At 64.4% G+C, this 23,448-nt stretch carries 19 protein-coding genes; 9 read left to right on the forward strand and 10 right to left on the reverse strand.

What is annotated here, in order from left to right:
* Both ACQY4T_RS00820 and ACQY4T_RS00825 read right to left on the reverse strand, forming a co-directional pair.
* The gene (locus ACQY4T_RS00820; RefSeq protein WP_428536368.1) at window positions 1-1,686 is read right to left on the reverse strand and encodes an intermembrane transport protein PqiB; all 1,686 of its coding nucleotides are present in this window, start codon (window positions 1,684-1,686) and stop codon (window positions 1-3) included.
* Window positions 1,687-1,702: 16 nt separating this feature from the next.
* Window positions 1,703-3,106 carry a paraquat-inducible protein A gene (locus tag ACQY4T_RS00825; RefSeq protein WP_428536370.1) on the reverse strand — a complete coding sequence of 468 codons (1,404 nt, stop codon included), beginning with the start codon at window positions 3,104-3,106 and terminating at the stop codon, window positions 1,703-1,705.
* A 291-nt stretch (window positions 3,107-3,397) separates the two neighbouring features.
* Between ACQY4T_RS00825 and yghU the strand changes: the two genes are divergently transcribed.
* Together yghU and ACQY4T_RS00835 are read left to right on the forward strand one after the other, a co-directional pair.
* Window positions 3,398-4,273, forward strand: a complete 876-nt coding sequence (gene yghU / locus ACQY4T_RS00830; protein ID WP_428536372.1) for a glutathione-dependent disulfide-bond oxidoreductase — start codon at window positions 3,398-3,400, stop codon at window positions 4,271-4,273.
* A gap of 2 nt (window positions 4,274-4,275) precedes the next feature.
* Window positions 4,276-4,506 (forward strand): hypothetical protein, encoded by a 231-nt coding sequence (locus tag ACQY4T_RS00835; protein ID WP_428536374.1) that lies wholly within the window; start codon window positions 4,276-4,278, stop codon window positions 4,504-4,506.
* A gap of 135 nt (window positions 4,507-4,641) precedes the next feature.
* Here ACQY4T_RS00835 and ACQY4T_RS00840 read toward each other — a convergent pair whose 3' ends face one another.
* Window positions 4,642-5,778 carry a YncE family protein gene (locus tag ACQY4T_RS00840; RefSeq protein ID WP_428536376.1) on the reverse strand — a complete coding sequence of 379 codons (1,137 nt, stop codon included), beginning with the start codon at window positions 5,776-5,778 and terminating at the stop codon, window positions 4,642-4,644.
* 548 nt (window positions 5,779-6,326) lie between these two features.
* Between ACQY4T_RS00840 and ACQY4T_RS00845 the strand changes: the two genes are divergently transcribed.
* The 4 genes from ACQY4T_RS00845 to ACQY4T_RS00860 are packed head-to-tail and all read left to right on the forward strand — an operon-like array spanning window position 6,327 to window position 9,934.
* Complete coding sequence (locus ACQY4T_RS00845; RefSeq protein WP_428536378.1) at window positions 6,327-6,914, forward strand: sensor histidine kinase; 588 nt, start codon at window positions 6,327-6,329, stop codon at window positions 6,912-6,914.
* On the forward strand, window positions 6,914-8,179 hold the full coding sequence (locus ACQY4T_RS00850; RefSeq protein ID WP_428536380.1) for an arsenic transporter: 1,266 nt from the start codon (window positions 6,914-6,916) through the stop codon (window positions 8,177-8,179). The genes ACQY4T_RS00845 and ACQY4T_RS00850 overlap by 1 nt, the downstream gene beginning before the upstream one ends.
* 20 nt (window positions 8,180-8,199) lie before the next feature.
* Window positions 8,200-8,655: a DMT family transporter gene (locus tag ACQY4T_RS00855; protein ID WP_428536382.1), complete on the forward strand. Its 456-nt coding sequence runs from the start codon at window positions 8,200-8,202 to the stop codon at window positions 8,653-8,655.
* Between the two features lies 1 nt (window position 8,656).
* A complete protein-coding gene (locus ACQY4T_RS00860) occupies window positions 8,657-9,934 on the forward strand; it encodes an MFS transporter (RefSeq protein ID WP_428536384.1) in 1,278 nt (425 codons plus the stop codon).
* A gap of 61 nt (window positions 9,935-9,995) precedes the next feature.
* Here ACQY4T_RS00860 and ACQY4T_RS00865 read toward each other — a convergent pair whose 3' ends face one another.
* Together ACQY4T_RS00865 and ACQY4T_RS00870 are read right to left on the reverse strand one after the other, a co-directional pair.
* Window positions 9,996-11,021: a hypothetical protein gene (locus ACQY4T_RS00865; RefSeq protein WP_428536386.1), complete on the reverse strand. Its 1,026-nt coding sequence runs from the start codon at window positions 11,019-11,021 to the stop codon at window positions 9,996-9,998.
* A 79-nt stretch (window positions 11,022-11,100) separates the two neighbouring features.
* Entirely contained in the window at window positions 11,101-12,165 is a 1,065-nt protein-coding gene (locus ACQY4T_RS00870) for a ketopantoate reductase family protein (RefSeq protein WP_428536388.1), read from the reverse strand.
* A 220-nt stretch (window positions 12,166-12,385) separates the two neighbouring features.
* Here ACQY4T_RS00870 and ACQY4T_RS00875 point away from each other — a divergent pair, with 220 nt between their 5' ends.
* Together ACQY4T_RS00875 and ACQY4T_RS00880 are read left to right on the forward strand one after the other, a co-directional pair.
* Window positions 12,386-13,546 carry an efflux RND transporter periplasmic adaptor subunit gene (locus ACQY4T_RS00875; protein WP_428536390.1) on the forward strand — a complete coding sequence of 387 codons (1,161 nt, stop codon included), beginning with the start codon at window positions 12,386-12,388 and terminating at the stop codon, window positions 13,544-13,546.
* Window positions 13,547-13,573: 27 nt separating this feature from the next.
* A complete protein-coding gene (locus tag ACQY4T_RS00880) occupies window positions 13,574-16,702 on the forward strand; it encodes an efflux RND transporter permease subunit (protein ID WP_428536392.1) in 3,129 nt (1,042 codons plus the stop codon).
* Here ACQY4T_RS00880 and ACQY4T_RS00885 read toward each other — a convergent pair.
* Genes ACQY4T_RS00885 through ACQY4T_RS00900 form a run of 4 tightly spaced genes read right to left on the reverse strand, consistent with a single transcriptional unit; the run spans window position 16,699 to window position 20,487 of the window.
* Window positions 16,699-17,424: an ABC transporter ATP-binding protein gene (locus ACQY4T_RS00885; RefSeq protein ID WP_428536394.1), complete on the reverse strand. Its 726-nt coding sequence runs from the start codon at window positions 17,422-17,424 to the stop codon at window positions 16,699-16,701. The genes ACQY4T_RS00880 and ACQY4T_RS00885 overlap by 4 nt on opposite strands.
* Window positions 17,421-18,197, reverse strand: a complete 777-nt coding sequence (locus ACQY4T_RS00890) for an ABC transporter ATP-binding protein (RefSeq protein ID WP_428536396.1) — start codon at window positions 18,195-18,197, stop codon at window positions 17,421-17,423. Before ACQY4T_RS00890 ends, ACQY4T_RS00885 begins: the two co-directional genes overlap by 4 nt.
* 23 nt (window positions 18,198-18,220) lie before the next feature.
* The gene (gene livM / locus ACQY4T_RS00895) at window positions 18,221-19,576 is read right to left on the reverse strand and encodes a high-affinity branched-chain amino acid ABC transporter permease LivM (protein WP_428536398.1); all 1,356 of its coding nucleotides are present in this window, start codon (window positions 19,574-19,576) and stop codon (window positions 18,221-18,223) included.
* Window positions 19,573-20,487 (reverse strand): ABC transporter permease subunit, encoded by a 915-nt coding sequence (locus tag ACQY4T_RS00900; protein WP_428536400.1) that lies wholly within the window; start codon window positions 20,485-20,487, stop codon window positions 19,573-19,575. The genes livM and ACQY4T_RS00900 overlap by 4 nt, the downstream gene beginning before the upstream one ends.
* An 89-nt stretch (window positions 20,488-20,576) precedes the next feature.
* Between ACQY4T_RS00900 and ACQY4T_RS00905 the strand changes: the two genes are divergently transcribed.
* The gene (locus ACQY4T_RS00905) at window positions 20,577-22,136 is read left to right on the forward strand and encodes a fatty acyl-CoA synthetase (RefSeq protein ID WP_428536402.1); all 1,560 of its coding nucleotides are present in this window, start codon (window positions 20,577-20,579) and stop codon (window positions 22,134-22,136) included.
* A 94-nt stretch (window positions 22,137-22,230) separates the two neighbouring features.
* Here ACQY4T_RS00905 and ACQY4T_RS00910 read toward each other — a convergent pair whose 3' ends face one another.
* Window positions 22,231-23,427 carry an ABC transporter substrate-binding protein gene (locus ACQY4T_RS00910; protein ID WP_428536404.1) on the reverse strand — a complete coding sequence of 399 codons (1,197 nt, stop codon included), beginning with the start codon at window positions 23,425-23,427 and terminating at the stop codon, window positions 22,231-22,233.
* Between the last annotated feature and the right edge of the window lie 21 nt (window positions 23,428-23,448).

Genomic DNA, 23,448 nt, shown 5'->3' on the forward strand with positions numbered 1-23,448 from the left:
TCATTGAACCCCTTGGTCGGTGCGGCCACGAATCAACGCCTCGGGGTGGCGAGCCAGCAGATCGGCCAGCACCCGGATCGAGCGGGCGGCGTCGGATAACTGGTCCATGGTTCGGCCGACATCGCGGTTGAAGCGGGAATCGCTGCCATATCCGGACTGCAACGACGCCAGCAGCTTGTCGGTGCGCTGCACCGTGCTGTCCAGCCCGTTGGCGATCGATGGAAGACGCTGCATCGCCGGCTTCAGCCCATGATTGAGGTTGTCCACCAACTGCTGCACGCCGGCCAGCGTCGATCGCAGTTCGCTGACCGTCTCGGCAAGCTGCTTGTCGTTGACCAGCGCATTCACTCCGGCCAGGGTGCGATCGAGGTTCTGCCCGATCGATTCGAACGGAATGGCGTTCAACCGATTGACCAGGTTGGTCGCGGCCGTGGCGACGTCATCCGCGCTTCCACCCTCGATCGGGATGACATAGGCATCGCCCTGCTTGCCCAGAGTGCCCGGGCCGGCATTGGGGTACACGTCCATCGCCAGTTGCTTCGACCCGGTCAGGATGCTGCTCGATTCCAGCTTCACCCGCAGGCCCCGATTGACCAGTTCCTGCATCCTCTTGTCCAGGTCCCCACCGGTCGGCAATTCCAGCATCGCGATGCGCTCCGGCTCGACGTTGAAATGCACCGGAACCATGACCGTGTCCGACGCGCGGTCGTAGACCAGCGACAGGCTGGACACTTCGCCGATCTTCAGGCCATGCAAAGTGACCGGCGACCCCGTTCCCAGGCCGGAAACCGAACTGTCGAAGTTGGCGATGAACGGCAAGGTCCGCTTGTAGGTCGAGGCATCGGCGGCATCCTCGTCGTCATACAGCGGGAACGTATGTTCGGCCGCGCTCTCGCCGGAGGTCTTGGGATCGTCCGGAGTCTCGAAAGCAAGCGCGCCAAGCACCACCGCGCGCAGCGATTGCAGCTTGACCTGCAGCCCGTTGGTGCCGAGCGCCACCTTGGCGCCGGATGCGTTCCAGAACCGCGTGTTGTCATCGACATACTTGTCGAAAGGCTGGCGGACGAAAATATGGATCGTGATGTCGCGGGCCATCTCGCCGACGTTCCAGCCCAGCACCTCGCCCACTTCCAGATCGCGGAACAGGATCGGCGAGCCGAGGTTCAGCGACCCGATTCGACTGGCCCGCAGCAGGAAGCTGCGGCCCGGTACGTCCGATTGCAGCACCGGCGGATTTTCCAGGCCGACGAAGTCGCGCTTGGGCTCCCCGCCCTTCGCCGGCAGCAGATCGATATACGACCCCGAGAACAGCGTCTGCAGCCCGCTGATCGCGCCGGCGAAGAACCGCGGCCGTACCACCCAGAACTGGGCACCATCGGTCAGCAGCGGTTCGGCTTCCCGGTTCATCCGAATCGTCACCTGTACCCGCTTCAGATCCGGAGTGAGCCCGATTTTCTGCACCACCCCCATATCGACGTCCTTGTGCCGGACGTGCGACTGGTCCGCCTGCAGCCCCTCGGCGGTCTCGAACGTGACGGTGATCAGCGGGCCGCGCTGCGACAGCGTCGACCAGGCAAGCCAGATGCCGATGATAAGCGTCACCACCGGAATGGCCCAGATCAGCGGCAGCCGGCTCTTATGGTCGATCGGGGCCCGCACGACCGCCGTGGGGTGCCTCTCGCTCACTGCTGCACCTTCGCGCTCATGCGGTTTCCGCTCGGCCCGGACCGATCGGCTGCATCGGTGTCGGCGCCGCTTCAGCTGTTTCGCGAGCGCGGTCCCACATCAGTCTCGGGTCGAAGCTGTGCGCCGCCAGCATGGTCAGGATCACCACCGCGGCGAAGGCGATCGCCCCGGGCCCTGGGTAGACGCTGGCGAGCTTGCCGAACTGCACCACCCCGACCAGGATCGATTCCATGAAGATGTCGATCATCGACCACCGGCCGATGGCATCGACGACCCGGTACAGCACCGTGCGATCGCGCATCGCCCAATTGCTGCCAAGGTGCGTCGGGACCAGCAGTAAGATCAGCCCGATCAACTTCAGCACCGGAACCGCCACGCTGGCGAAGAAGACCAGCGCGGCCAGCGGCCACATCCCAAGCTCCGCCAACTCCTGCACGCCGCCCAGGATGGTACTGGGCTGGCCCGCGCCAAGCCGCACGACGGTCAGCACAGGGTAGATGTTGGCGGGAATGTAAAGCATCATCGCCGCGATCGCGAACGCCCAGGTGCGCGGCATCGAGTTCGGCTTGCGGATCCGCAAGCGGAAGCCGCAGCGCGTGCATCGCATGCCCGGCGCGGCGCGGCTGACCAGGCCGCAGGTGTCACAGCCGATGCGCCAGCGAAGCACGTTGCGACCGGGCCGGTCCGAGGTCATCGGATTGACATCCAGGACCCGCCGCCGCCGCCGGTTGGGCGGCTCCATCGCTTCCCACACCGCCTGACCGTCAAGCATGTAATCGGCCAGCACCATGATCACCATCAGTCCGGCCAGTGCATAGATCGCCGGACCGAGATTGACCGTCGTCATGCCGCTGAGACGGACATAGGCGACGAGCAGGCCAAGCAGATAGATCTCCACCATCGACCACGGCCGCAGGTGCTCAACCCAGGCATAGATCTCTCGCAGCTCCGCCGGCGGTCGCTTCAGGTGCAGGCCGCCCAGCACCGCGAGCATGCACAGCACCCGGGCCAGCGGCGCGGCGACGGTGGTGATCAGGACGACGAGAGAGATTTCCCACAGGCCGTACTGCTCCATCTCGCTCGGCCCGCTGACCAGCCCGGCGATACGCTCCTGGCCGGCGGTGCTGACCGCGATCAGGGTCAGCGTCGCGCCCAGCAGGAACAGGATCAGCGCGCTGATATTCAGTGCCAGAGGCAGTGACAGCGGATTGCGCCTGGTGTGCCGCAGCACCGCGTCGCAACGCTCACAGACCGCCCGCGCGCCCGGCGGCATCGCCGGCAGCACCTGCATCTCCCCGCAATCATGGCACTCGCACAGCCGGGGTGCGGTGACCGCGGATAACCGCCCTGGAAACGCTGACCCTGGCCTGACCGATCCAGCGGGCGCCAGGGCGGCGGGTGACGAGGACGAGGTGTCCATCAGGCGGTGGTCTGAAGGCGAAGCGGCAAGCCCATCGCAATGAAGTAGCACGGAACAGCCTGGGAAAAAGAGGCTTTCACCATGACGCCACGGAAAACCGCACCGCGGCAACCGACGAGCGCCGCCCACGCAGGCCCAGCGGCACTGCAACAGCCACGCCTTTGGCAGGCCGCAAGACCGAAGTCCTTGGCTGGCCGCAAGACCGAACCGTCGCGGCAGGCAAAGTGGCACGCCAACTTGCCAGGTGCCCAGGTAGTCAATAGCGTCGCAGCAAATTCTGGAGCTTTGCAAATGACGGATTCGTCCGATTATACACCGCCGAAGGTCTGGGAATGGAACAAGGAAAACGGCGGCCGGTTCGCTACTATCAACCGTCCGGTCTCGGGCTCCACGCACGACAAGGACCTGCCGGTCGGCCGCCATCCGCTGCAGCTTTACTCGCTGGGCACACCGAACGGCGTGAAGGTCACGGTCATGCTGGAGGAACTGCTGGCGATCGGCCACCGCGGCGCCGAATACGACGCCTGGCTGATCCGCATCAGCGAGGGTGATCAGTTCGGCAGCGGCTTCGTGGCGATCAACCCGAACTCCAAGATACCCGCACTGCTGGATCGCAGTGGCCCGAAGCCGATCCGGGTGTTCGAAACCGGTTCGATCCTGATGTATCTCGCCGAAAAGTTCGCCGCGTTCCTGCCGAACGATCCGGCTTCCCGCGCCGAATGCCTGTCGTGGCTGTTCTGGCAGATGGGCAGCGCGCCTTATCTCGGCGGCGGCTTCGGCCATTTCTACGCCTATGCCCCGATCAAGATCGAATACGCGATCGACCGGTTCGCCATGGAGGCGAAGCGCCAGCTCGACGTGCTCGACAAGCGTCTCGCCGACCACGAATACCTGGCGGGCAGCGCATACACCATCGCCGACATCGCGGTGTGGCCCTGGTATGGCGGACTGGTGAAGGGTTGGCTGTACGGGGCTGCCGAATTCCTGCGGGTGGAGGACTACAAGAACGTGCAGCGCTGGGCCGATACGATCGGCGACCGACCGGCCGCCAAGCGTGGCCGTATGGTCAACCGCATCAACGGCGAGCTCTCAAGTCAATTGCACGAACGCCATGACGCCAGCGATTTCGAGACCCAGACGCAGGACAAGCTCAAATTCGCGAGTTAGGCGTGTTGCGCCGGGTCGAGACGGTCAGCCGTGCCATCAAGGCGGTCTGTCTGACCCAGCGCATGGCGTTGCCTACCAGGGAGGGCTCGATCGGCACCACCAAGCCGAAACCCAGCGGCACCGAGGACGCGTTCGACCCCCTGGGCATTTTCCCGGCCCGATGCAAGCTCCGAACACGGACTTCGCGGGCGATCCGGCCAAGCACTGACGCTGGCCGCAAGACCACGCCGTGAAACGGCTGACGCGGGCGGCAAGACGAAACCGTGAAACCGTCGATGCGGGCGGCAAGATGCCGCCGTGAAACCGCCGATGCGGGCGTACACCGATCGAACCCATTCGACCGGCGCCCCCCGCTTGTGCTCGGCCGTCTACTTCTTGGCCAGCTTGCCGTCGTCGGCATCGATCGACGACGGCAAATAGACCGCTATGCAGCCGCGCGTCGGGCAAGGATTGGTCGGGTCGGTTGACGCCGCGGTGCCCGGGGGAATCAGTCCGATCGGCACGAAGACGTGGTGCGAAACCTTGTCCGCCGCCACCGAATGCGCCGACGTCGACGTCGCCACGCCGCCATCATACATGTTGGTCACCGCATCCACGGTGCCGAGGATCGGTGTCACCTTGCCGTTGACCAGGGTGCCGCGGGCAGACAGGTAGTAATGTTTCGTGCCGCGGTCGAACCAGACCTCATCGTTGCCGCCGGCCGGCGTAATGTTCGCGACGATGTTGCCATTATCCAGATTGATCACCACCGACTGGGTCGTGGCGACGGTGTTTGGAGGCACCGTAAAGGCGCCGCTGCAACCGATCATCGCCTCATCTCGCGGGCCAAGCGTGAGACCGCCCGGCGTGCAGTTCGACACCGGATAGGTCGCCTTGACCGACATCGTGCTGGGGTCGATCACCGAAATCCCGCCCTGTGTTGCATCGCTCGGCACGATTTGCGGCACCGAGACGTAGAACAGACCGGTCTTCTTCGACCATTGCGGCTGCTCGATGCCGGTCTGCGTGGCATCCGGTGTGCCGTTGGTGCCGTCGAACACGATCTTGCCGACAACCGCACGGGTATCGGTATTGATCATCGTCACGAACGGCGGCACGTCGGCATTGTTGGCGACGGCAAGGATGTGGTCGGCCGCGTCCAACGCCATCTCATCGCAACGGAACTTCCCGCCGGTGGAGATTTTATCGACCACCTGGAAACTGGCGATGTCGATCACCTTCACCGAACTGTCGCCGTCCCCGGCCCAGACCTCTTTGTTGTTCACCACCGTCACCCCGTCGGGGCCCGAAATCGTGTTGTCGGCGGTCACACCATCGGCTTTGAATTTCTGGCCGGCAAAGCCGCCAACCCGACCGATGAAGCTGGCATCGGTGGCGTTGAAAAAATCGATCGACGCGTTGGTCCGGTCAGACAGCACGTAGCGGTTGATCTTCGGATCGACGTAACTAATGTCGAAGGTCCCCAATCCATTGCCGCCGACATCGATCGTGCTGACCAGCACCATGTGTTCGTCCGCGCGAACCGGCTTTGCGGATGCGGCTAGAGCCACGAACGGAACCGTCCACAGGACGGAATGTCCAATCTTTCGCACCTTGGAATCCCCCAAAAATTTCATTGCGGCGCAACACAAATTCCTGCATTGCCGAAGACACTGCTGAGTCAGTCAAAAGTCTTCCACAACACACTTTATCGATAGGCGATACGCGATACTATAATAAAGCCGTAACATACACGGCAAGCTTGCAATTATATTGCCCTACACAGCCGAACTCGTTGCTGATCGATCTGAACGCTCGTCGATAAAAGCAAAAAAATTCAATCCAGGCGAGTTCATTTTGTTAGCGATCCGGGTCTGCACGCGTCAAACTTCTCCAGCCTGCAATGATCTACCCCTGATGGCGGTCTGTGCGGGCAGACGCGAGCATCGATTCGCTTTCCGCTATCCTTGCGGTCAAGGTCTAAATCGCACGCGCGTCCCGATCGCCAGCGGACTCCGCGATCTCCGATCCGTCGTGCATAGTCTGCGCCGATCGCCTGCCTTGGGATGTCCGTTTGCACTCATTGAGAACCCGGCTGTTCGGTCTTTGGGGACTGTCCCTCCTCGCCTGTGTCGCGGTCGGCTTCCTGCTGCTGCAACTCTACCGACAATCCACCGCTGCAGGTCGGGCGTGCCGAAGCCGTGATCGCACGCGGCTGCGACCTGATCCGCGACCGCTACGGCTTCTATGCGGCACACGAATCCGCAACCCGATCGCGGCCGCCAGGCTGCAAGGCGAGAACACCCTGGCCGGCGACGACACCCGACGGCGCGGCGCGATCGGCGACATGCTGGACCAGATCGATCGGCTGGACGGGCTGGTCGGCGAGTCGCTGGCGATAACCCAGCGGGTCGAGCCGAACCGGGTCCACGTCGATCTCGCGGGGGTTCTCGCCCAGCAGGTGGCGCGGCACAAGGAAACCGCGCAAACCAGACCCCTCGCCGCCTCCCTCCGCGATCCCGCCGGCACCGCGGCGCTTGATCCTGCCTTGATCGAACGGGTGCTGGACAACCTGATGACCAATGCGAGGCTTCACATCGCCGACCCGCACATCGCCCGCGCCGGCCAGTTCGGCCCCAACCGCAACGGCCGCAAGTGGTGATGGCCGCCGTCCTGGCCTCCCCCTGGACCACCTGGAGCATCGCCGGACTGGCGACCGCCGGGGTCATCATTCGCCCGTTCTCCTGGCCGGAATTCGTCTGGGCCGTCGCCGGCGCGGCACTACTCGTCGGCCTGCGCCTGCTAAACCCCACCGACGCCCTGGCCGGCGTCACCAAGGGCACCGACGTCTATTTGTTCTTGACCGGAATGATGCTGCTGTCCGAGCTGGCCCGCCAGGAAGGCTTGTTCGACTGGCTGGCGGCGGCCGCCGCCGGCATGGCGAAAGGCTCCGCCACCCGCCTGTTCACCCTGGTGTTCGCGGTCGGCACCATCGTCACCGTGTTCCTGTCGAACGACGCAACCGCGGTCGTGCTCACCCCCGCCGTCGCCGCCGTGGCAAAAGCGGTCCAGGCCAAAAACCCGCTACCCTATCTGTTCATCTGCGCCTTCATCGCCAATGCCGCGAGCTTCGTGCTGCCGATCTCGAACCCGGCAAACCTGGTGATCTACGGCAGCCACATGCCGCCGCTGCTGCAATGGCTGCCGCGCTACGCACTGCCCTCCGCGCTGTCTATCCTGGCGACCTACTTCGTCCTGCGTTGGACCCAAATTGCTGATCTGCGCAAGCCTGTCTCGGCCGACATCGATCGCCCTGAGTTGTCCGGCGCCGGTCGGATGGCCGCGGCGGGCATCGCGCTGACCGCGATCGTGCTGCTGGTATCCTCCGGCTTCGATATCCAGCTTGGCCTGCCGACCTTCCTCGCCGGAATCGGCACCGCGATCCTGGTCCTGATCCGGTCCAAATGCGGCGTCGTCAATGTGATGAAAAACATCTCCTGGGGTGTGTTGCCGCTGGTGGCCGGATTGTTCGTCCTGGTCGAAGCGCTGCAGCTCACCGGCGTCACCCAGGATCTGGCTTTCCTGCTGCAAGACCTGGTCCGGCGTTCGGCAACGCTGGCGGCGTGGGCATCCGGCGGGCTGCTCGCCATCGCCTGCAACCTGGTCAACAACCTTCCGGTCGGTCTGGTCTCGGGTCGCGTGGTCGAAATGGCTCGGGTGCCGGATCAGGTGCGCAGTGCGGTGCTGATCGGCGTCGACCTCGGGCCGAATCTGTCGGTCACCGGGTCGCTCGCCACCATCCTCTGGCTGACCGCGCTGCGGCGCGAGGGCTATAGCGTCAGCGCCTGGACCTTCCTCAAGCTGGGCGTGCTGGTGATGCCTCCGGCGCTTGTGCTCGCCATCGCCGGCGCCTTCGCGTTCGGCTGAACCATTCCCGGAGATCCATCATGCAGAATGTCAGCTCGGTCTGGCTCTATCCGATCATCCTGATCGCCGGCGCGCTGCAGGCCTGGGGACCGCCGATGAACGGCGCCTTGCGCAAGTCGCTGGAAAATCCCTGGCTCGCCAGCACCGTCTCGTTCCTGCCGGTGGTTGCGTTCCTGCTGGTGCTGTTCGTCTGCATGCCCAATCCGCTGCCGTCGCTACGAGGCATCTCGGCCATGCCCTGGTGGGCCCCGCTCGGCGGCCTGCTGGGCGCGTTCGCGGTCATCACCGGATTGCTGTTCGTTGACAAGATCGGCGCCGGACCGTTTGCCGGACTGACCATCACGGCGAACATCCTGATGTCGCTGGCAATCGACAATTTCGGCTGGTTCGGCATCGAGCAGCACAGCCTCAACATCTGGCGCATCCTCGGCGGCGTGCTGATGACCGCCGGCATCCTGCTCGTCGCGCTGTTCTGACATGGCCAACTCAGAAGATGGCGTGACCCGGCAGGCACGCGACGCCGGCTTCCGCGCCCGCTCGCTCGACGCGGTCAACTTCCTGCTCGCCGACGTGCGCGGCGCGCTGGGTCCCTACCTCAACGTCTTCCTGATCACCCAGCGGCATTGGAGTCAGACCGAGGTCGGCTGGGTCACCACCATCGGCGGCCTGATCGGGCTTGTCGCCCAGACCCCCGCCGGCGCCGCCATCGATGCCACGCGTCAAAAGCGAGGCGCCGTCGTCCTGGCGCTGATCGTGCTGGCGATCGGCGCGGCGGTCATTTTCGCCGCCCCCACGTTCTGGCCGGTGCTGATTGCCAACACCGGAATGGCCGTCGTCGGTGATGTGTTCGGACCCGCCGTCGCCGCGGTGACGCTCGGGCTATACGCCCGCAAACAGCTTGCCCGCCGCATGGGGCGCAACTCCGCCTTTGACCACGCCGGCAATGTCGCCATTGCCGCCGCGGCGGGCGGCGTGGGGTATCTGTTCTCGCAGCGTGCGGTGTTTCTGATGGTGCCGGTGTTCGCCATTCTGGCCGTGCTGGCAATTCTTTCGATCCCGTCAAAGGCGATCGACCAGAACCGCGCACGCGGGTTCGACGATGCAGACGCGAGGCCAGTGCAGGGAAGCCAGGCACCGTCAGGCTACCTGACGCTGCTGCGCTGCAGACCGCTGGTGGTGTTCGGCCTGTGCGTAATGCTGTTCCATTTCGCCAATGCACCGTTGCTACCGCTGGTGGGTCAGAAACTGGCGCAGTCCCACCCTGCCTTGGCCACCGCCATGATGTCGGCCTGCATCATCGCCGCGCAACTGATCATGCTGCCGGTGGCGCTCGCGGTCGGGCGCACCGCCGACCGCGTCGGGCGCAAGCCGATCCTGTTGTTGGGCTTCGGCGTGCTGCCGGTCCGGGCACTGCTCTACACGTTTTCCAATAGCGCCCCCTGGCTGATCGCGGTGCAGTTGCTGGATGGCGTCGGCGCCGGCATCTACGGAGCGATCACCCCACTGGTGATCGCCGACCTGATGCGCGGCACCGGGCGATACAACCTGGCACAGGGAGCGGTGGCCACAATGCAAGGCGTCGGCGCCTCGCTCAGCGGACTGGCGGCCGGGATCATCGTCGATCACGCGGGATACTCGCCGGCGTTCCTGTCGTTTGGCGTGGCTGCGTGCGTCGCGCTGGCGGCCCTCGTCCTGGCGATGCCGGAGACAGCCGGCGAACCGGTGTCGTTGCGGGCTGCGCGTCGGACCGATTGAAGCAGGTCAGTCAGCGGCCCGGACGTTCGGCACTCACTTGTGCCGATCGTTCGCAGCACACTCAACCCGGCGCGGCGACCGCTGGGTCCGCGAACTCAACGCGAAGTACTTTGGCCGGTCGCACAATCCCGTCCGCCGGAGCAACCTTGGTTCCCCCGTCAGTGGTGAAAAAGGCGACCCGGCCATGCTCGCCCGGCAACCGGCCCCAGGCTCCGCTCGATGGTCCGACCAAAACGTCGTCAAAAGGATCTCCCGCGACCGTCATTCCTCGCTGACCGGTGGACGTGACGCCGTCGCCTGGAGGTTCCGTCGAGACGTTCCTGCCGGGCTCCAGCCAAATCATCTCGATGGTGTTCTCGCGATGTGTGGTGACGTAGGCGACCCCGGCCGCCTCGTCTATACAAAAGTCGTCATACCAGTAACCACTGGCCACCATCTCGGGCTCACCGAGCGCCGCCAACGTGATCGGGTCGACCCGCACCCGCATGAACAGCTTGTGCCAGGTTGACGTGTAATACAGGTGTCCGGAGCGTGCGATGTATTTCAAGCCGTTGATCCCTGGCTGATCGGCCAGCTTGCCGCCATTCGGATCGTGGCCCATGCTGTAATGCTTCAGCCAAACACTCGGAATCGCCCCGCCATCCGGCCGCGGATCGACCCGCCAGATCAACCCGGCGAAGCAGTCCGCCAACAGGATGACGCCGGGCCCGATCACGCAGCCGCCGTTCAGCCCTTGCACGATGCTGGGGAACTCCAACACCAGTTCGGGGCGCACCGACGACCCCGGGGTCCAGCCACGCAGGTCCAGGCGATAGAGGTAGGACTCGTGCGTCGTATAGGCGTTTGACGTCGCCACGATGAAGACGTCCGGATCGGTCTCGATCACGCAGAGCGTCGGCTGCTCGAACAAGGCCAGCCGCACCGGTTGCACCGTCTCGCCCGCGCCGGCCGGCGGCAAATACCACAAACCGTTCCTTGTCAGGTCCGATACGATAAGAGAATCATCACTTCGTACTGCAAGGTTCTCGAGAAAATAATGCGGCGGAAACGACGCGATGGCCGACAGCTTTGCTTTGGCAACCGGCATCATCATCTCCATCGTGACGGCTCGTGGACCGCAAGCGGTTCGGGATGCGCACCCGGCGTCAGGCGAACCCGCTCAAACCCTAGTTCAGCCGCAGGTCGATCAGGTGCTTCGGATCGGCCTGCAACTCCCCCTTCTCCACCCGCTTGACGATATCGGTCAACGCCGCGTTCGCTGGTGTCGGCAGGCCGATCTCGTCGCCCTTGCGCACGATGAAGCCATTGAGGAAATCGATCTCCGTCCGACGCCCCTTCATCATGTCCTGACCCATCGAAGGCCGGTGCTCGCCGCCGCCGGCCTTGCTCACCTCGTCAAGCCGGTGCGCGTCGTATTCCCGCGCCGCCCCCGGATCGCCCTCGCCGGCCCGAGCGATCAATTGTGGATCGATATGATGGATTTCCTCCAGCTCATAGCCCAGCGCCTGACCGACGCGGATCGCCTCGCTGCCAAGCCTGGCGCCGAATCGCCGCAGCGCGTCGTTGCGCAGGATGTCCTTGCTGATCAGCCCAGTGCTGGCGGACATGCCGTTGGCCATCGCGTTGGTCACCAGTTTCGACCACCGCTCACCCCACAGATTGGACGTCACCAGCGCCGAATCCGTCAGCGCGACCAGGCGCTTCACCTCCTGCACCCGATCGGTGATGCGGCCATGCACCTCGCCAGTGCGGAACACCGTGTGCTTGTCCCCGCTCTTGCCCGCCGCCCGCCGTACATGGCCCGGCTCGCACAGATCCACGGTGATCGAACTGGCTATGCAGCCGACGACCTTGCCCCAGCCGACTACCCCGGCGATCGTCTCCTCATTCATACAATTTTGTAATGAAACGATGAAGCCGTTCGGCGCCAGATACTGCGAGATCATGATCGCTGCCCATTCGGTGTCGTACGACTTCATGCAGACGAAAGCGATGTCGAACGGCTTTTCCTTCGCCGCCTGCTGCAATTCGGTCAGGTGCAGCGCGCGAACCGGCGTGGACCACTCCGCCACGTCGCGGATGTGGGACACTTTCAGTCCTTGCGACTTCATCGTCTCAACGTTGGCCGGCCACGGATCGATGAAGGTGACATCCTCGCCGGCCCTGGCCATATGCGCCCCGGCGTAGGCGCCCACCGCGCCGGTGCCCATCATGGCGATCTTGTAACCCATCGGTTTCCCCTCTCGCGGCCTGTCCCGCACAGTCTGCCGACACCCCCGCGAAACGCAACCGGGGGTTTTCCGCCGCGCGCCGCAACGGTCTGTTGCGCTGCGGAAAGTGGTTACGCTGTGTTACGAGTTTCACGATACCGGCAGCGGACTGGTTCGCCCATTCGCGGGCACAATTTCTGCTGTCAACATTGCATCGTGGTTTGAATCGAGTGAAACACCAATGACGACGCGGCGAAGGGTCGGATTGCTGACGGTCACGCTTCCACTGGTCGCCGAACTGCTTGCCTGGCGTGCAATGGCGCCCCGCTCAGCGCAAGCCGCCGACCCGGAACCGCCCGCCACCGTCCCGGTCACCACCGCCGCGTCGCGGATTCAGGACATGCCGGTCTACCTCAACGGTCTCGGCACCGTGCAGCCGCCCAACGTGGTCGAGATCAAGGCCCAGGTAACCGGCACCCTGATCGCCCTGCCGGTGCCGGAGGGTGCCGAAGTCCAGCAAGGCGCCATCGTCGCCGAGATCGATCCGCGCCCCTACAAGGCCGCTCTGGATCAGGCGTTGGCGCAGCGCGACGAGGATACCGCCCTGCTCAAAAGCGCCCAGCTCGACCTGAAGCGCTATCAGAACCTGGCGAAGACCAATTTCGCCCCGGTGCAGCAGGTGGAAGACCAGCAAGGCACCGTCGACAAGCAGATCGGCGCAATCGGCGTCGACAACGCAATGATCGAGACCGCGCGCATCAACCTGGGCTACTGCGTCATCAAGGCGCCATTTGCCGGTCGCGTCAGCTTCTATCAGTTGAACGTCGGCAACCTGGTGCAAGCCGCCAGCCAGACCGGCATCATCTCGATCACCCAGGTCAAGCCGATCCAGGTGGTTTTCACCCTGCCCGAAGCCGATCTCGCGCGCGCCCAGCAGGCCCGAGCCAACGGCTCGGTTCCGGTCACCGTGTTCGACGGCAGCAGCAACAAGCAGTTGGCGACCGGGACCTTGACGACCCCGAACAACACCATCGACGCCGCCACCGGAACGATCGCGCTGAAGGCGACCTTCGCCAACCAGGATGGCCATCTCTGGCCCGGCCAATTCGTCAACACGCGGGTCCAGGTCGGTTTGCTGCGTAACGTCGTCACCGTCCCGACGCTGGCGATCCAGCATGGTCCGGAGGGCACCTTCGTCTACACCGTCAAGCCCGACGGTGCGGTGGCGCAAACCACCGTAGGGGTCGGCGACCAGGTCGCGCAGCGCACCGTCGTCACCAAGGGCCTTGCCGGACAACAGACCGTCGTGGTGTCCGGCCAGTCACGCCTGGCACCCGGCGTCCACGTCCATGCTACCGACATTTCCAACGCTGCCCCGCCTGGCGAAGCATCGCCGACCTGAACCGCACGCCAGGACCGCATTCCGTCCATGAGTATTTCGACCCCGTTCATCAAACGACCGATCGCCACATCCCTGCTGACCGCCGCGGTCTTTCTGGCCGGACTAGTGGCCTATCCGCTATTGCCGGTGGCACCGCTGCCGAACGTGCAATTCCCCACCTTGACGGTGACCGCGCAATACCCCGGCGCCAGCCCCGAAACCATGGGCTCCACCGTCGCGACGCCGCTGGAAACCGAGTTCGGCCAGATGCTGCCCGGCCTGGCCCAGATGACGTCGGCCAGCGTGATGGGATCCACCCAGATCACCCTGCAATTCGGCCTCGGCAACGACCTCGCCAACGACGAAACCCTGGTGCTGGAGGCGATCAACGCCGCCCAGGGCTCGCTGCCCAAGAACATGCCCAGCCCGCCAACCTTCCGAGCGATCAATCCGGCCGACAGCCCGATCATGATCCTGGCGATGCAGTCCGATCAGGCGCCGATCACCGAGGTCGACAACTACGCCGAGAACGTCGTCGAGCAACAACTTTCCCAGCTTCCCGGCGTCGGTCAGGTCCTGGTCGGCGGCCAGCAGACCCCGGCGATCCGCGTCCAGGTCGACCCCGCCCGCCTCGCCAACATGGGCATGACCCTGGAAGACGTGCGCAGCGTGCTGACCAACGTCACGGTGGACGATCCAAAAGGCAGTATCGACGGGCCGCATCAGTCCTACACCATCTACGCCAACGACCAGTTGACCACGGCCGAACCATACAACAACGTCATCATCGGCTACCGCAACGGCGCGCCGATCCACATCCGCGATATAGGCCGCGCCGTGCCAGGGCCGCAGAATCGCGAACTGGCGGCATGGACCAACGGCAAGCCGTCGATCCTGCTGCTGGTGTTCAAGCAACCCAATGCCAACGTCATTTCCACCGCCGACGGCGTCAAGGCCCAGTTGCCGGCCCTGCGCGCCGACTTCCCGCCCGACGTCAGTCTGAATGTGGTGTCCGACCGCACCCAGACCATCCGCGCCTCGGTCTCCGACGTGGAGTTCACCTTGATGCTCGCGGTCGGCCTGGTGGTGATGGTGATATTCCTGTTCCTGCGCAACGTCTGGGCAACCATCATCCCCAGCATTACCATCCCGGTCGCCCTGGTCGCCACGCTGGGCATGATGTACGTCTGCGGCTTCAGCCTCGACAACCTTTCGCTGATGGGCCTCACCATCGCCGTCGGCTTCGTCGTCGACGATGCCATCGTCATGCTGGAAAACATCTTCCGCCACATCGAGGAAGGCATGGACCCGATGACCGCCGCTCTGACCGGCGCCGGAGAAATCGGTTTCACCATCATTTCCATCAGCTTTTCCCTGATCGCCGTGTTCATCCCGCTGCTGTTGATGGGCGGCATCGTCGGACGTCTGTTCCGCGAATTCGCCATCTGCGTCTCGATCACCATCGTGCTGTCGGCGATGGTGTCGCTGACACTGACCCCGATGATGTGCTCACGCTTCCTCTCGCCCCGGACCAAACCGCACGGACGCATCTACAACGCGGTCGAGCGGATGTTCGATGCCCTGTTGCGGTTCTACGAACGCACGCTGGATATCGCGCTGCGCTTCCGCTTCATCACCCTGATGGTCTTCGTTGCCACCGTGACATTGACCGTCGTGCTCTATGTCATCATCCCGAAAGGCTTCTTCCCGACCCAGGATACCGGCATCATCATCGGCATCACCGACGCCGCCCAGGATGCCTCGTTCGACCAGATGTCGGTGCTGCAGCGCGCCGCCAATGCCGTGGTGTCGGCCAATCCGAACGTGTCCTCCGTCGTTTCATCGATCGGCGCCGGATTGGCCGGCCAGACCGCGAACAACGGCCGGATGTATATCTCGCTGAAGCCCTGGGCGGATCGCTCCGCCTCGGCGATGCAGGTGATCGGACAGATCGACGACAAGATGAAGGCGGTCGCCGGAATCAAGCTGTTCCTGCAGCCGGCCCAGGATGTCAGGGTCGGCGCAAGACTCGGCCGCACCTTGTATCAATACACATTGCAGGACGCCAACCAGGACGAACTGAACAAGTGGGCGCCGAAAATCCTCGCCAAGATGCAACAGCTCCCGCTGCTGGCCGATGTCACCTCCGACCAGGAGAATTCCGGCACCACCGAAACCCTGACCTATGATCGCGAACAGGCATCCCGCTTCGGGGTGCAGCCGGCCGCCATCGACGCGGTGCTCTACGACGCCTTCGGCCAACGCGAAGTGGCGCAGTATTTCACTGGCACCAAGGCCTATTACGTCGTGCTGGAAGCATTGCCCGGCGAATACGGCGCGCTGTCCACCCTGGACAAGCTGTATGTACATGCGTCCACCGGTGCCAACGTGCCGCTGTCGACCCTGCTGCACCAGACCACCGTGCCGGTGCAGCCGCTGGCGATCAACCATCAGAGCCAGTTCCCGTCCGTTACGGTCTCGTTCAACCTCAAGGCCGGGGCGTCGCTGGGTGAGGCGGTCACCCAGGTCGACCAGATGCAGGCCTCGATGAACGTGCCTCCGTCGGTGCAAGGCAGCTTCCAGGGCACCGCGCAGGCGTTCCAGGCCTCGCTCAGCACGGAGCCTTACCTGGTCGCCGCGGCGCTGGTGACCGTCTACATCATCCTGGGCATGCTATATGAAAGCTACGTGCTGCCGCTGACCATCCTGTCCACCCTGCCCTCCGCCGGCGTCGGTGCGCTGCTGATGCTGCTGCTGTTCCACTACCAACTGACCGTCATCGCCCTGATCGGGATCATCCTGCTGATCGGCATCGTCAAAAAGAACGGCATCATGATGGTTGATTTCGCCATCACCGCGGAGCGGCGAATGGGAATGACACCGCAACAGGCGATCCGCCAGGCATGCCTGCTGCGGTTCCGGCCGATCCTGATGACAACGATGGCCGCAATGCTGAGCGGATTGCCGCTGATGCTGGAAAACGGTGCCGGTTCAGAACTGCGCAAGCCGCTCGGTTTCGCCATGGTCGGCGGCCTGCTGCTCAGCCAGATCCTGACCCTCTACACCACACCGGTGATCTATCTCTATCTCGATCGGCTGCAACACTGGCTGGCGCCAAACCGTCGTTCCGCACTGCCGCGCCTGGCCGAGAAAATGGGCGCGGCCGCGGCGGACTAACCAGGCGCGCCGCCCTCCAGGTAGGCCGTCCTGATCTCAGGCCGAACCAGCAGTTCGGCGCCGGTCCCGGCCATGGTGATCGCGCCGTTCACCAGCACATAACCCCGATGCGCCAGCCGCAACGCCTGGTAGGCGTTCTGTTCCACCAGCAGCACCGTCAGCCCACTCGCGCGATTCAGTTCCCTTATCGCGGCGAAAATTTGCCGCACCACCAGCGGCGCCAGGCCAAGCGACGGCTCGTCCAGCAACAGCAGGTCCGGCCGCGACATCAGCGCCCGGCCGATTGCCAGCATCTGCTGCTCGCCACCGGACAAGGTGCCCCCGCGCTGCGACAGTCGTTCCTTCAGCCTGGGAAACAGTGTGAACACCTGCTCCAGCAAGCCCGCGGCATCGGACCGCCCGGCCACCTCCGCCCCCATCAGCAGATTCTCATGCACTGTCATGCGATTGAAGATGCGCCGCCCCTCCGGCGCCTGGGCAATCCCGCGCCGCATGATCGCGTGCGTCGGCCATTGCGTGATGTCCTCGCCGGCATGAACGATCCGCCCCGACCGAGCCCGTGGATTGCCGCAGATCGTCATCATCAGGGTCGACTTGCCCGCCCCGTTGGCTCCGATCAAAGTAACGATCTCGCCCTGCTCCACCGTCAGATCGATCCCGCGCAGCGCCTGGATCGAGCCATGGAACGCGGTCACCCCGGACAGCGCCAGCAACGCGGTCACGCCGGCACCTCGTCTTCCTCACCCTCGCCGAGATAAGCCGCGATTACCGCCGGATCGGCGCGCACCTCGGCCGGCACGCCGTCGCTGATCTTCCTGCCGTGGTCCAGCACCACGATATGGTCCGAGATCCGCATCACCACGCCCATGTCATGCTCGATCAGCAACAGTGAACAGCCATCGCCGCGGATCCGCAGCAGCAACCGGTTCATCTCCTCCGACTCCCGTGGATTGAGTCCGGCAGCCGGTTCGTCCAGGCACAGCAAGACCGGATCGATGCACATCGCCCGCGCGATCTCCAGCCGCCGCTGCGCACCGTACGGCAGCCTACCGGCCGCATCGTCCGCCCTGGCGGTCAGGCCAATTGCGTCCAGCCAATGCCGCGCCTTCGCCATCCCAGCGGCTTCCGCGGTCCGATAGCGACCTAGCCCCAGCACCGCCAGGACACCGAAACCGGTCGCCGCCATCAGTGTGTTGTGCTGCGCCACCATCAGGTTCTCCAGCACCGTCATACCCGCGAACAAACGAATATTCTGGAACGTCCGCGCCACTTTCGCAGCCGACGCGATCCGATGCCCGGGCATGCGCTGCAAGGAAAACCCCGCACCGCCCGGATGCGTCAGCAGGATGCTTCCCCCGCTCGGGCGATAGAATCCGGTGATGCAGTTGAACACCGTGGTCTTGCCGGCACCGTTCGGACCTATCACAGCGGTGATCTCCTCGGCCCGGGCCTCGAACGACAGCCCATCGATCGCCCGCAGGCCGCCGAACCGCATGGTCAGATCACACACCGACAGCACTAGCCGCGACTTTCCGCCACGATCTCGGGCGGGATCTCCCGCACCTTAGCCAACGCCACGCTGGGTCGCCGCCCGGTGATCAGGCCGCGTGGACGCAACACCATCATCACCACCAGCGCCAGTCCGAAGATCAGCATCCGGTACAGCGGCAACTCGCTGGCGATACCGGCAAACATCGGGCTGTTCATCTGGTCGCCGAGGAAACTGAGGAAATCGCGCAGCGCCTCCAACCCGCCGACCATGACGATGGCGGCCAGCGCAACCCCAAGCTGGCTGCTCAAGCCTCCCAGCACGACGATCGCCAGCACCGTTGCCGATTCGATGAAAGTAAAGCTCTCCGGGCTGATGAATGCCTGCCGAGTGGCGAAGAACGCGCCGGCGAACCCGCCGAACAAGGCGCCGATCCCGAATGCCGTCAGCTTGGTGTTGCGCACGTTGATGCCCAACGACCGGCATGCGACCTCGTCTTCACGCAGCGCCTCCCAGGCGCGCCCAAGCGGCAGCCGCCGCAGCCGCAACGATACAAAGTTGGTCAGCAGCGCCAGCCCCAGGATGACATAGTAAAGGAAAATGATGCGCTGGATCACCGCCGGCCCGATACCGAAGAAACCGCCGAAGCTGCCGGGGCCGCCGTCCATGCTGAATGCCAGGCCGAACAGTGTCGGTCGAGGAATGCCGCTGATGCCGTTCGGCCCGTTGGTCAGCGACACCCAGTTGTTCAAAACGATGCGGATGATTTCCCCGAACGCCAGCGTCACGATCGCCAGGTAGTCACCACGCAGGCGCAGCACCGGGAAGCCCAGCAAAACCCCCCAGAGCGCGGCCAGGATCCCGGCCAGTGGCAAGCACACCCAGAACCCCAGACCGAACGTCGTCGCCAGCAAGGCGTACGAATAGGCTCCCACCGCATAGAACGCGACGTAGCCAAGATCGAGCAATCCAGCCAACCCGACAACGATGTTCAGCCCCCATCCCAGCATGATGTAGGTCAGCACAAGTGTTGCCAGGTCGATGTAATAGCGCGACCCGGTCAATGGCAGCGCGATCGCCGCCACCAGCAAAATCCCCGCGATATACTTGCCCCAATGTCCGACCCGTGGGGCGACAGCGCGCCCGGTAGAGCTTGCCTCGCGGCGGGTGCGACCACGCCACGACAGGATCAGCAGACGGCCAACGAATACGCTGCCAACCACCACCGCGGTGGCGACCGGCCGCGCCGTCAACGACAAACCGTGCTCACCACTGGTGGTGACCAGCCCAACCAGCGGGGCGAACAGGCCAAGCGCCACGACGGCGGAGATCAGCGCATCGCGCAGCGCGGTCACGCCGACCGAACGCGGCGCGGCCACGCTCATACCTTTTCCACCTCCGCCCGCCCCAATATCCCCGTCGGCATGAAAATCAGCACGATGACCAGGATCGAAAACGCCGCGACGTCCTTGTACTCGATGCTGAAATAGGCCGACCAGAACACCTCGATCAGCCCCAGCAACAGGCCGCCCAACACCGCCCCCGGCAGGCTGCCGATGCCGCCCAGCACCGCCGCGGTGAACGCTTTGATCCCGGCGATGAAGCCAATATAGAAATCGATCACGCCGTAGTACAGCAAGAACATGAAGCCGGCGACCGCGGCCAACCCCGCGCCGATCACGAAGGTCAGGCTGATCGTGCGATCGGTGTCGATGCCCAGCAGGCTGGCCATTTTCAGGTCCTGCTCGCAGGCCCGCATGGTCCGCCCCAGCGGGGTTTTGGTCACCAGCCAGGTGAACCCGCCAAGGATCGCCAGGGTGATCACCACGATGGCGATCTGCATCCAGGAAAGCTCCACCGCGAAGCCGCCTTGGTTCATCACTTGGATGCCGCCCGGAATGATCGCCTCGATCGGCTTGACCCGCGCCCCCTGACTGACCTGGACGAAGTTCTGCAAGGTGATCGACATGCCGATGGCGCTGATCAACGGCGCCAGCCGGAACGACCCGCGCAGCGGTCGATACGCCACCCGCTCGATCGTCCAGCCATACAGCGCCGCGATGGCGGCCGCGAACAGCAACGCCAGCGCCAACGCCAGCGGCACCCAGGTGATGCCCAACGCCGCCAGCCCCAACAAGGCGATCAGCGACAGGAATGACCCCACCATGAACACGTCGCCATGGGCGAAGTTGATCATGCCGATGATGCCATACACCATGGTGTAGCCGACCGCGATCAGGCCATAGATCATCCCCAGGGTGACGCCGTTGATCAGTTGCTGCAGAGCGTAGGCCAAGCGCACTCCGATTCCGGTGGTGCGCCCAATGCAACCATGCCGGCCGCTTCAGGCGCAAGCACGCCGCATGGACGCAGCCGCGATGCCTGGTGTATTTTGTCCGACCGCACGCGGAACCGAACCATGTCGAAGCCCTGCCGCAACCCGATGCCATGGACCTGATCCGCCGCAACACAGCAGGCGATGCGATCCGCCGCGCCGCCCGCCGATTCCGCGACCGCCCGGCCCTGGCGTTCGCCGAACGCGACTGGTCATTCAGCGATCTTGATCGCGCCGCGGATCGGGTCGCGCGACACCTGGCCGATCTCGGCCTGAGCCCCGGCGACCGCATCGCCGCCTACGGCCGCAACTCCGATGCCTATTTCATCGCCTGGCTGGCCTGCCTGCGCGGCGGCTTCGTCCATGTGCCGGTGAACTACGCGCTCACCGGCGAGGAACTGTCCTACATCGTGCGCCAGTCCGGTTCGCGGCTGGTGCTGACCGGCGCCGCGCTGCAGCCCAACCTGGCCGGCATCGACGTCGCCTCCCGCCTGCTCGAAGACCTGATCGCCATCGCCCGGGACGCTGCCGCGCCAACCGCGATCGACCCCGACCTCGAAGACGACAGCCTGGCCCAGATCGTCTATACATCCGGCACCACAGCCGCGCCAAAGGGCGCGATGATGACCCACAAGGCCATGCTGTCGCAGTATTACTCGGTCATCCACGACATGGACTATGCCGAGACCGACACGGCACTCGCCGCGCTGCCGCTGTACCACACCGCCCAACTGCACGCCTTCACCATGCCGCAGCTCCTGGTCGGCGCCCGCACCATCCTAATCGAGGCACCGGCGCCCGACGTCGTACTCCGGCTGATCCAGCAGCACCGCATCACCTCGTTCTTCGCACCGCCCACCGTATGGATCAGCCTGCTGCGCCACCCCGACTTCGCCGCCAGCGACCTGACCTCGCTGGAAAAGGTCTATTATGGCGCCTCCATCATGCCGGTCCCGATACTGCACGAACTGCGCCAGCGCCTGCCCCGCGCTCGGCCCTACAACTGCTACGGCCAGACCGAGATCGCCCCGCTCGCCACCGTGCTGCGCCCCGAGGAACACGACGCCCGCCCCGCCTCCTGCGGCCGCCCGGTGCTGAACATCGAAACCCGCGTCGTCGATCCGGACATGAACGACGTATCACCCGGAACCCACGGCGAAATCGTCCACCGCTCACCGCATCTGCTGACCGGCTACTGGGAAAAGCCCGCGGAAACCGCCGAGGCCTTCGCCGGCGGCTGGTTCCACTCCGGCGATGTCGGCTATTTCGACGAGGCAGGCTACCTCTACATCGTCGACCGCATCCGCGACGTGATCAACACCGGCGGCGTGCTGGTGGCAAGCCGCGAAGTGGAGGAAGTCCTGTTCACCCATCCCAGCGTCTCGGAAGTCGCCGTCGTCGGACTGCCGGATGACAAATGGATCGAGGCCGTCACCGCTTTCGTCGTGCTCCGCCCCGGCCAAAGCGTCGACGAACCCGCATTGCAAGCGCTCGCCCGCCAGCACCTCGCACCCTACAAGGTGCTGTTCGTAGACCATCTGCCGCGCAACACCGCCGGCAAATTGCTCAAGCGCGAACTACGGAAACAGTACAGCGCGGGCAACCCCTGATCACCGCGACAGCACCGCGGCCATGCAGCAGGCCGTTGCGCACTTCGCCGCTCCGCGCGGCAGTGCCAAGCCGTTGCCCGCAAGACAGCTCGCCTCAGAACATCAACGGCTGCTCCATCACCGGCGTCCAGCGCCGGTTCTTCACCACCGACAGGAAGGACTGGCTGGACGCGTGATGATTGGTCGGGCTCAACGACAGCGCCGGACCGCCAAAGATATCCTGCCAGTCCCGCATGCTCTCCAGCGCGCCGATGAAACTGTCCAGCGTCAGGTTCCGGCCCGCTTTCTCCAGCGCCGCGACGCTAAAGCCGGCAGCCGTATAGCCAGCCTCACCCAAATAATTCGGGTCGATGCCAAACCGCTTGCGATATGTCTCAGCAAATGCGTGCACCGCCGGTTTCGGATCGTCCGGATAACGATACAGCGCCGGCGCCATCGAGTAGAACCCCTCCGCCGGCTCGCCCGGAGCCTCCGCCACAGCCGTGGAATAGCTGGCGAACTGGCCGCAGAACTCCACATTCCAGCCCATCTTGTGCGCCGTCTGCAGGATGATCGTGGTGTCCTTGACGATGGTGCCCGCGCATATCAGGTCGCAGCCGGCGTCGTGCTGGCGCGCCAAAGCCGCGTTGAAGTCGGTGTCGGTCGGCCGATGCGCCGTCTCCGCCGCCAGCTTCAGCCCCATCGCCTTAAGCTGAGCCACCACCCCCGCGTGCACGTCGCGGCCAAAATCGGTGTCCTGATACATCGACCCGATGACCTTCTTGCCGCGCTGTTCGACGAAATACTTCACCCCGGCGCGCATCTGATCATAATACGAAGCAAACTGCCCGAACTTCAGCCGGTTGAACGGCTCGTACATCGACCGCGCGCAGGTCGTCGGAAAGACGTTCGGCACGTTCTTCTCGAACATCGACGGCATCACCGCGTCGTTGTGCGGCGTGCCGCCGTTGCCAATCGCGAAAAAGATATTGTCGCGGTTCAGCAGCTTGTTCATCGCCTGCACCGCCTTTGGCACGATGTATTCATTGTCCTCGACGATCCAGCGGATCTTGCGGCCATGGACACCGCCGCGCTGGTTGGCCTCGTCAAACCCCAGCCGCATCCCGTTGGCGTTGTTGACCCCCTGCACAGCGGTCACACCGGAAAGGTCGGCCATCGTGCCGATCACGATCTCGCTGTCGCTCACGCCGCGCAAAGCAGCGGCGGCGCGTCCGATTATCGCTGGTGAGGCAAGGATGCTGGCACTCCCAACCAGCACCAAGCGGCGCGATACCGCGCTGGTTTGTTTCATGGCGAAGTCTCCCTGACGCGG

The sequence above is a fragment of the Rhodopila sp. genome (genome assembly GCF_965277825.1).
GTDB lineage: Bacteria > Pseudomonadota > Alphaproteobacteria > Acetobacterales > Acetobacteraceae > Rhodopila.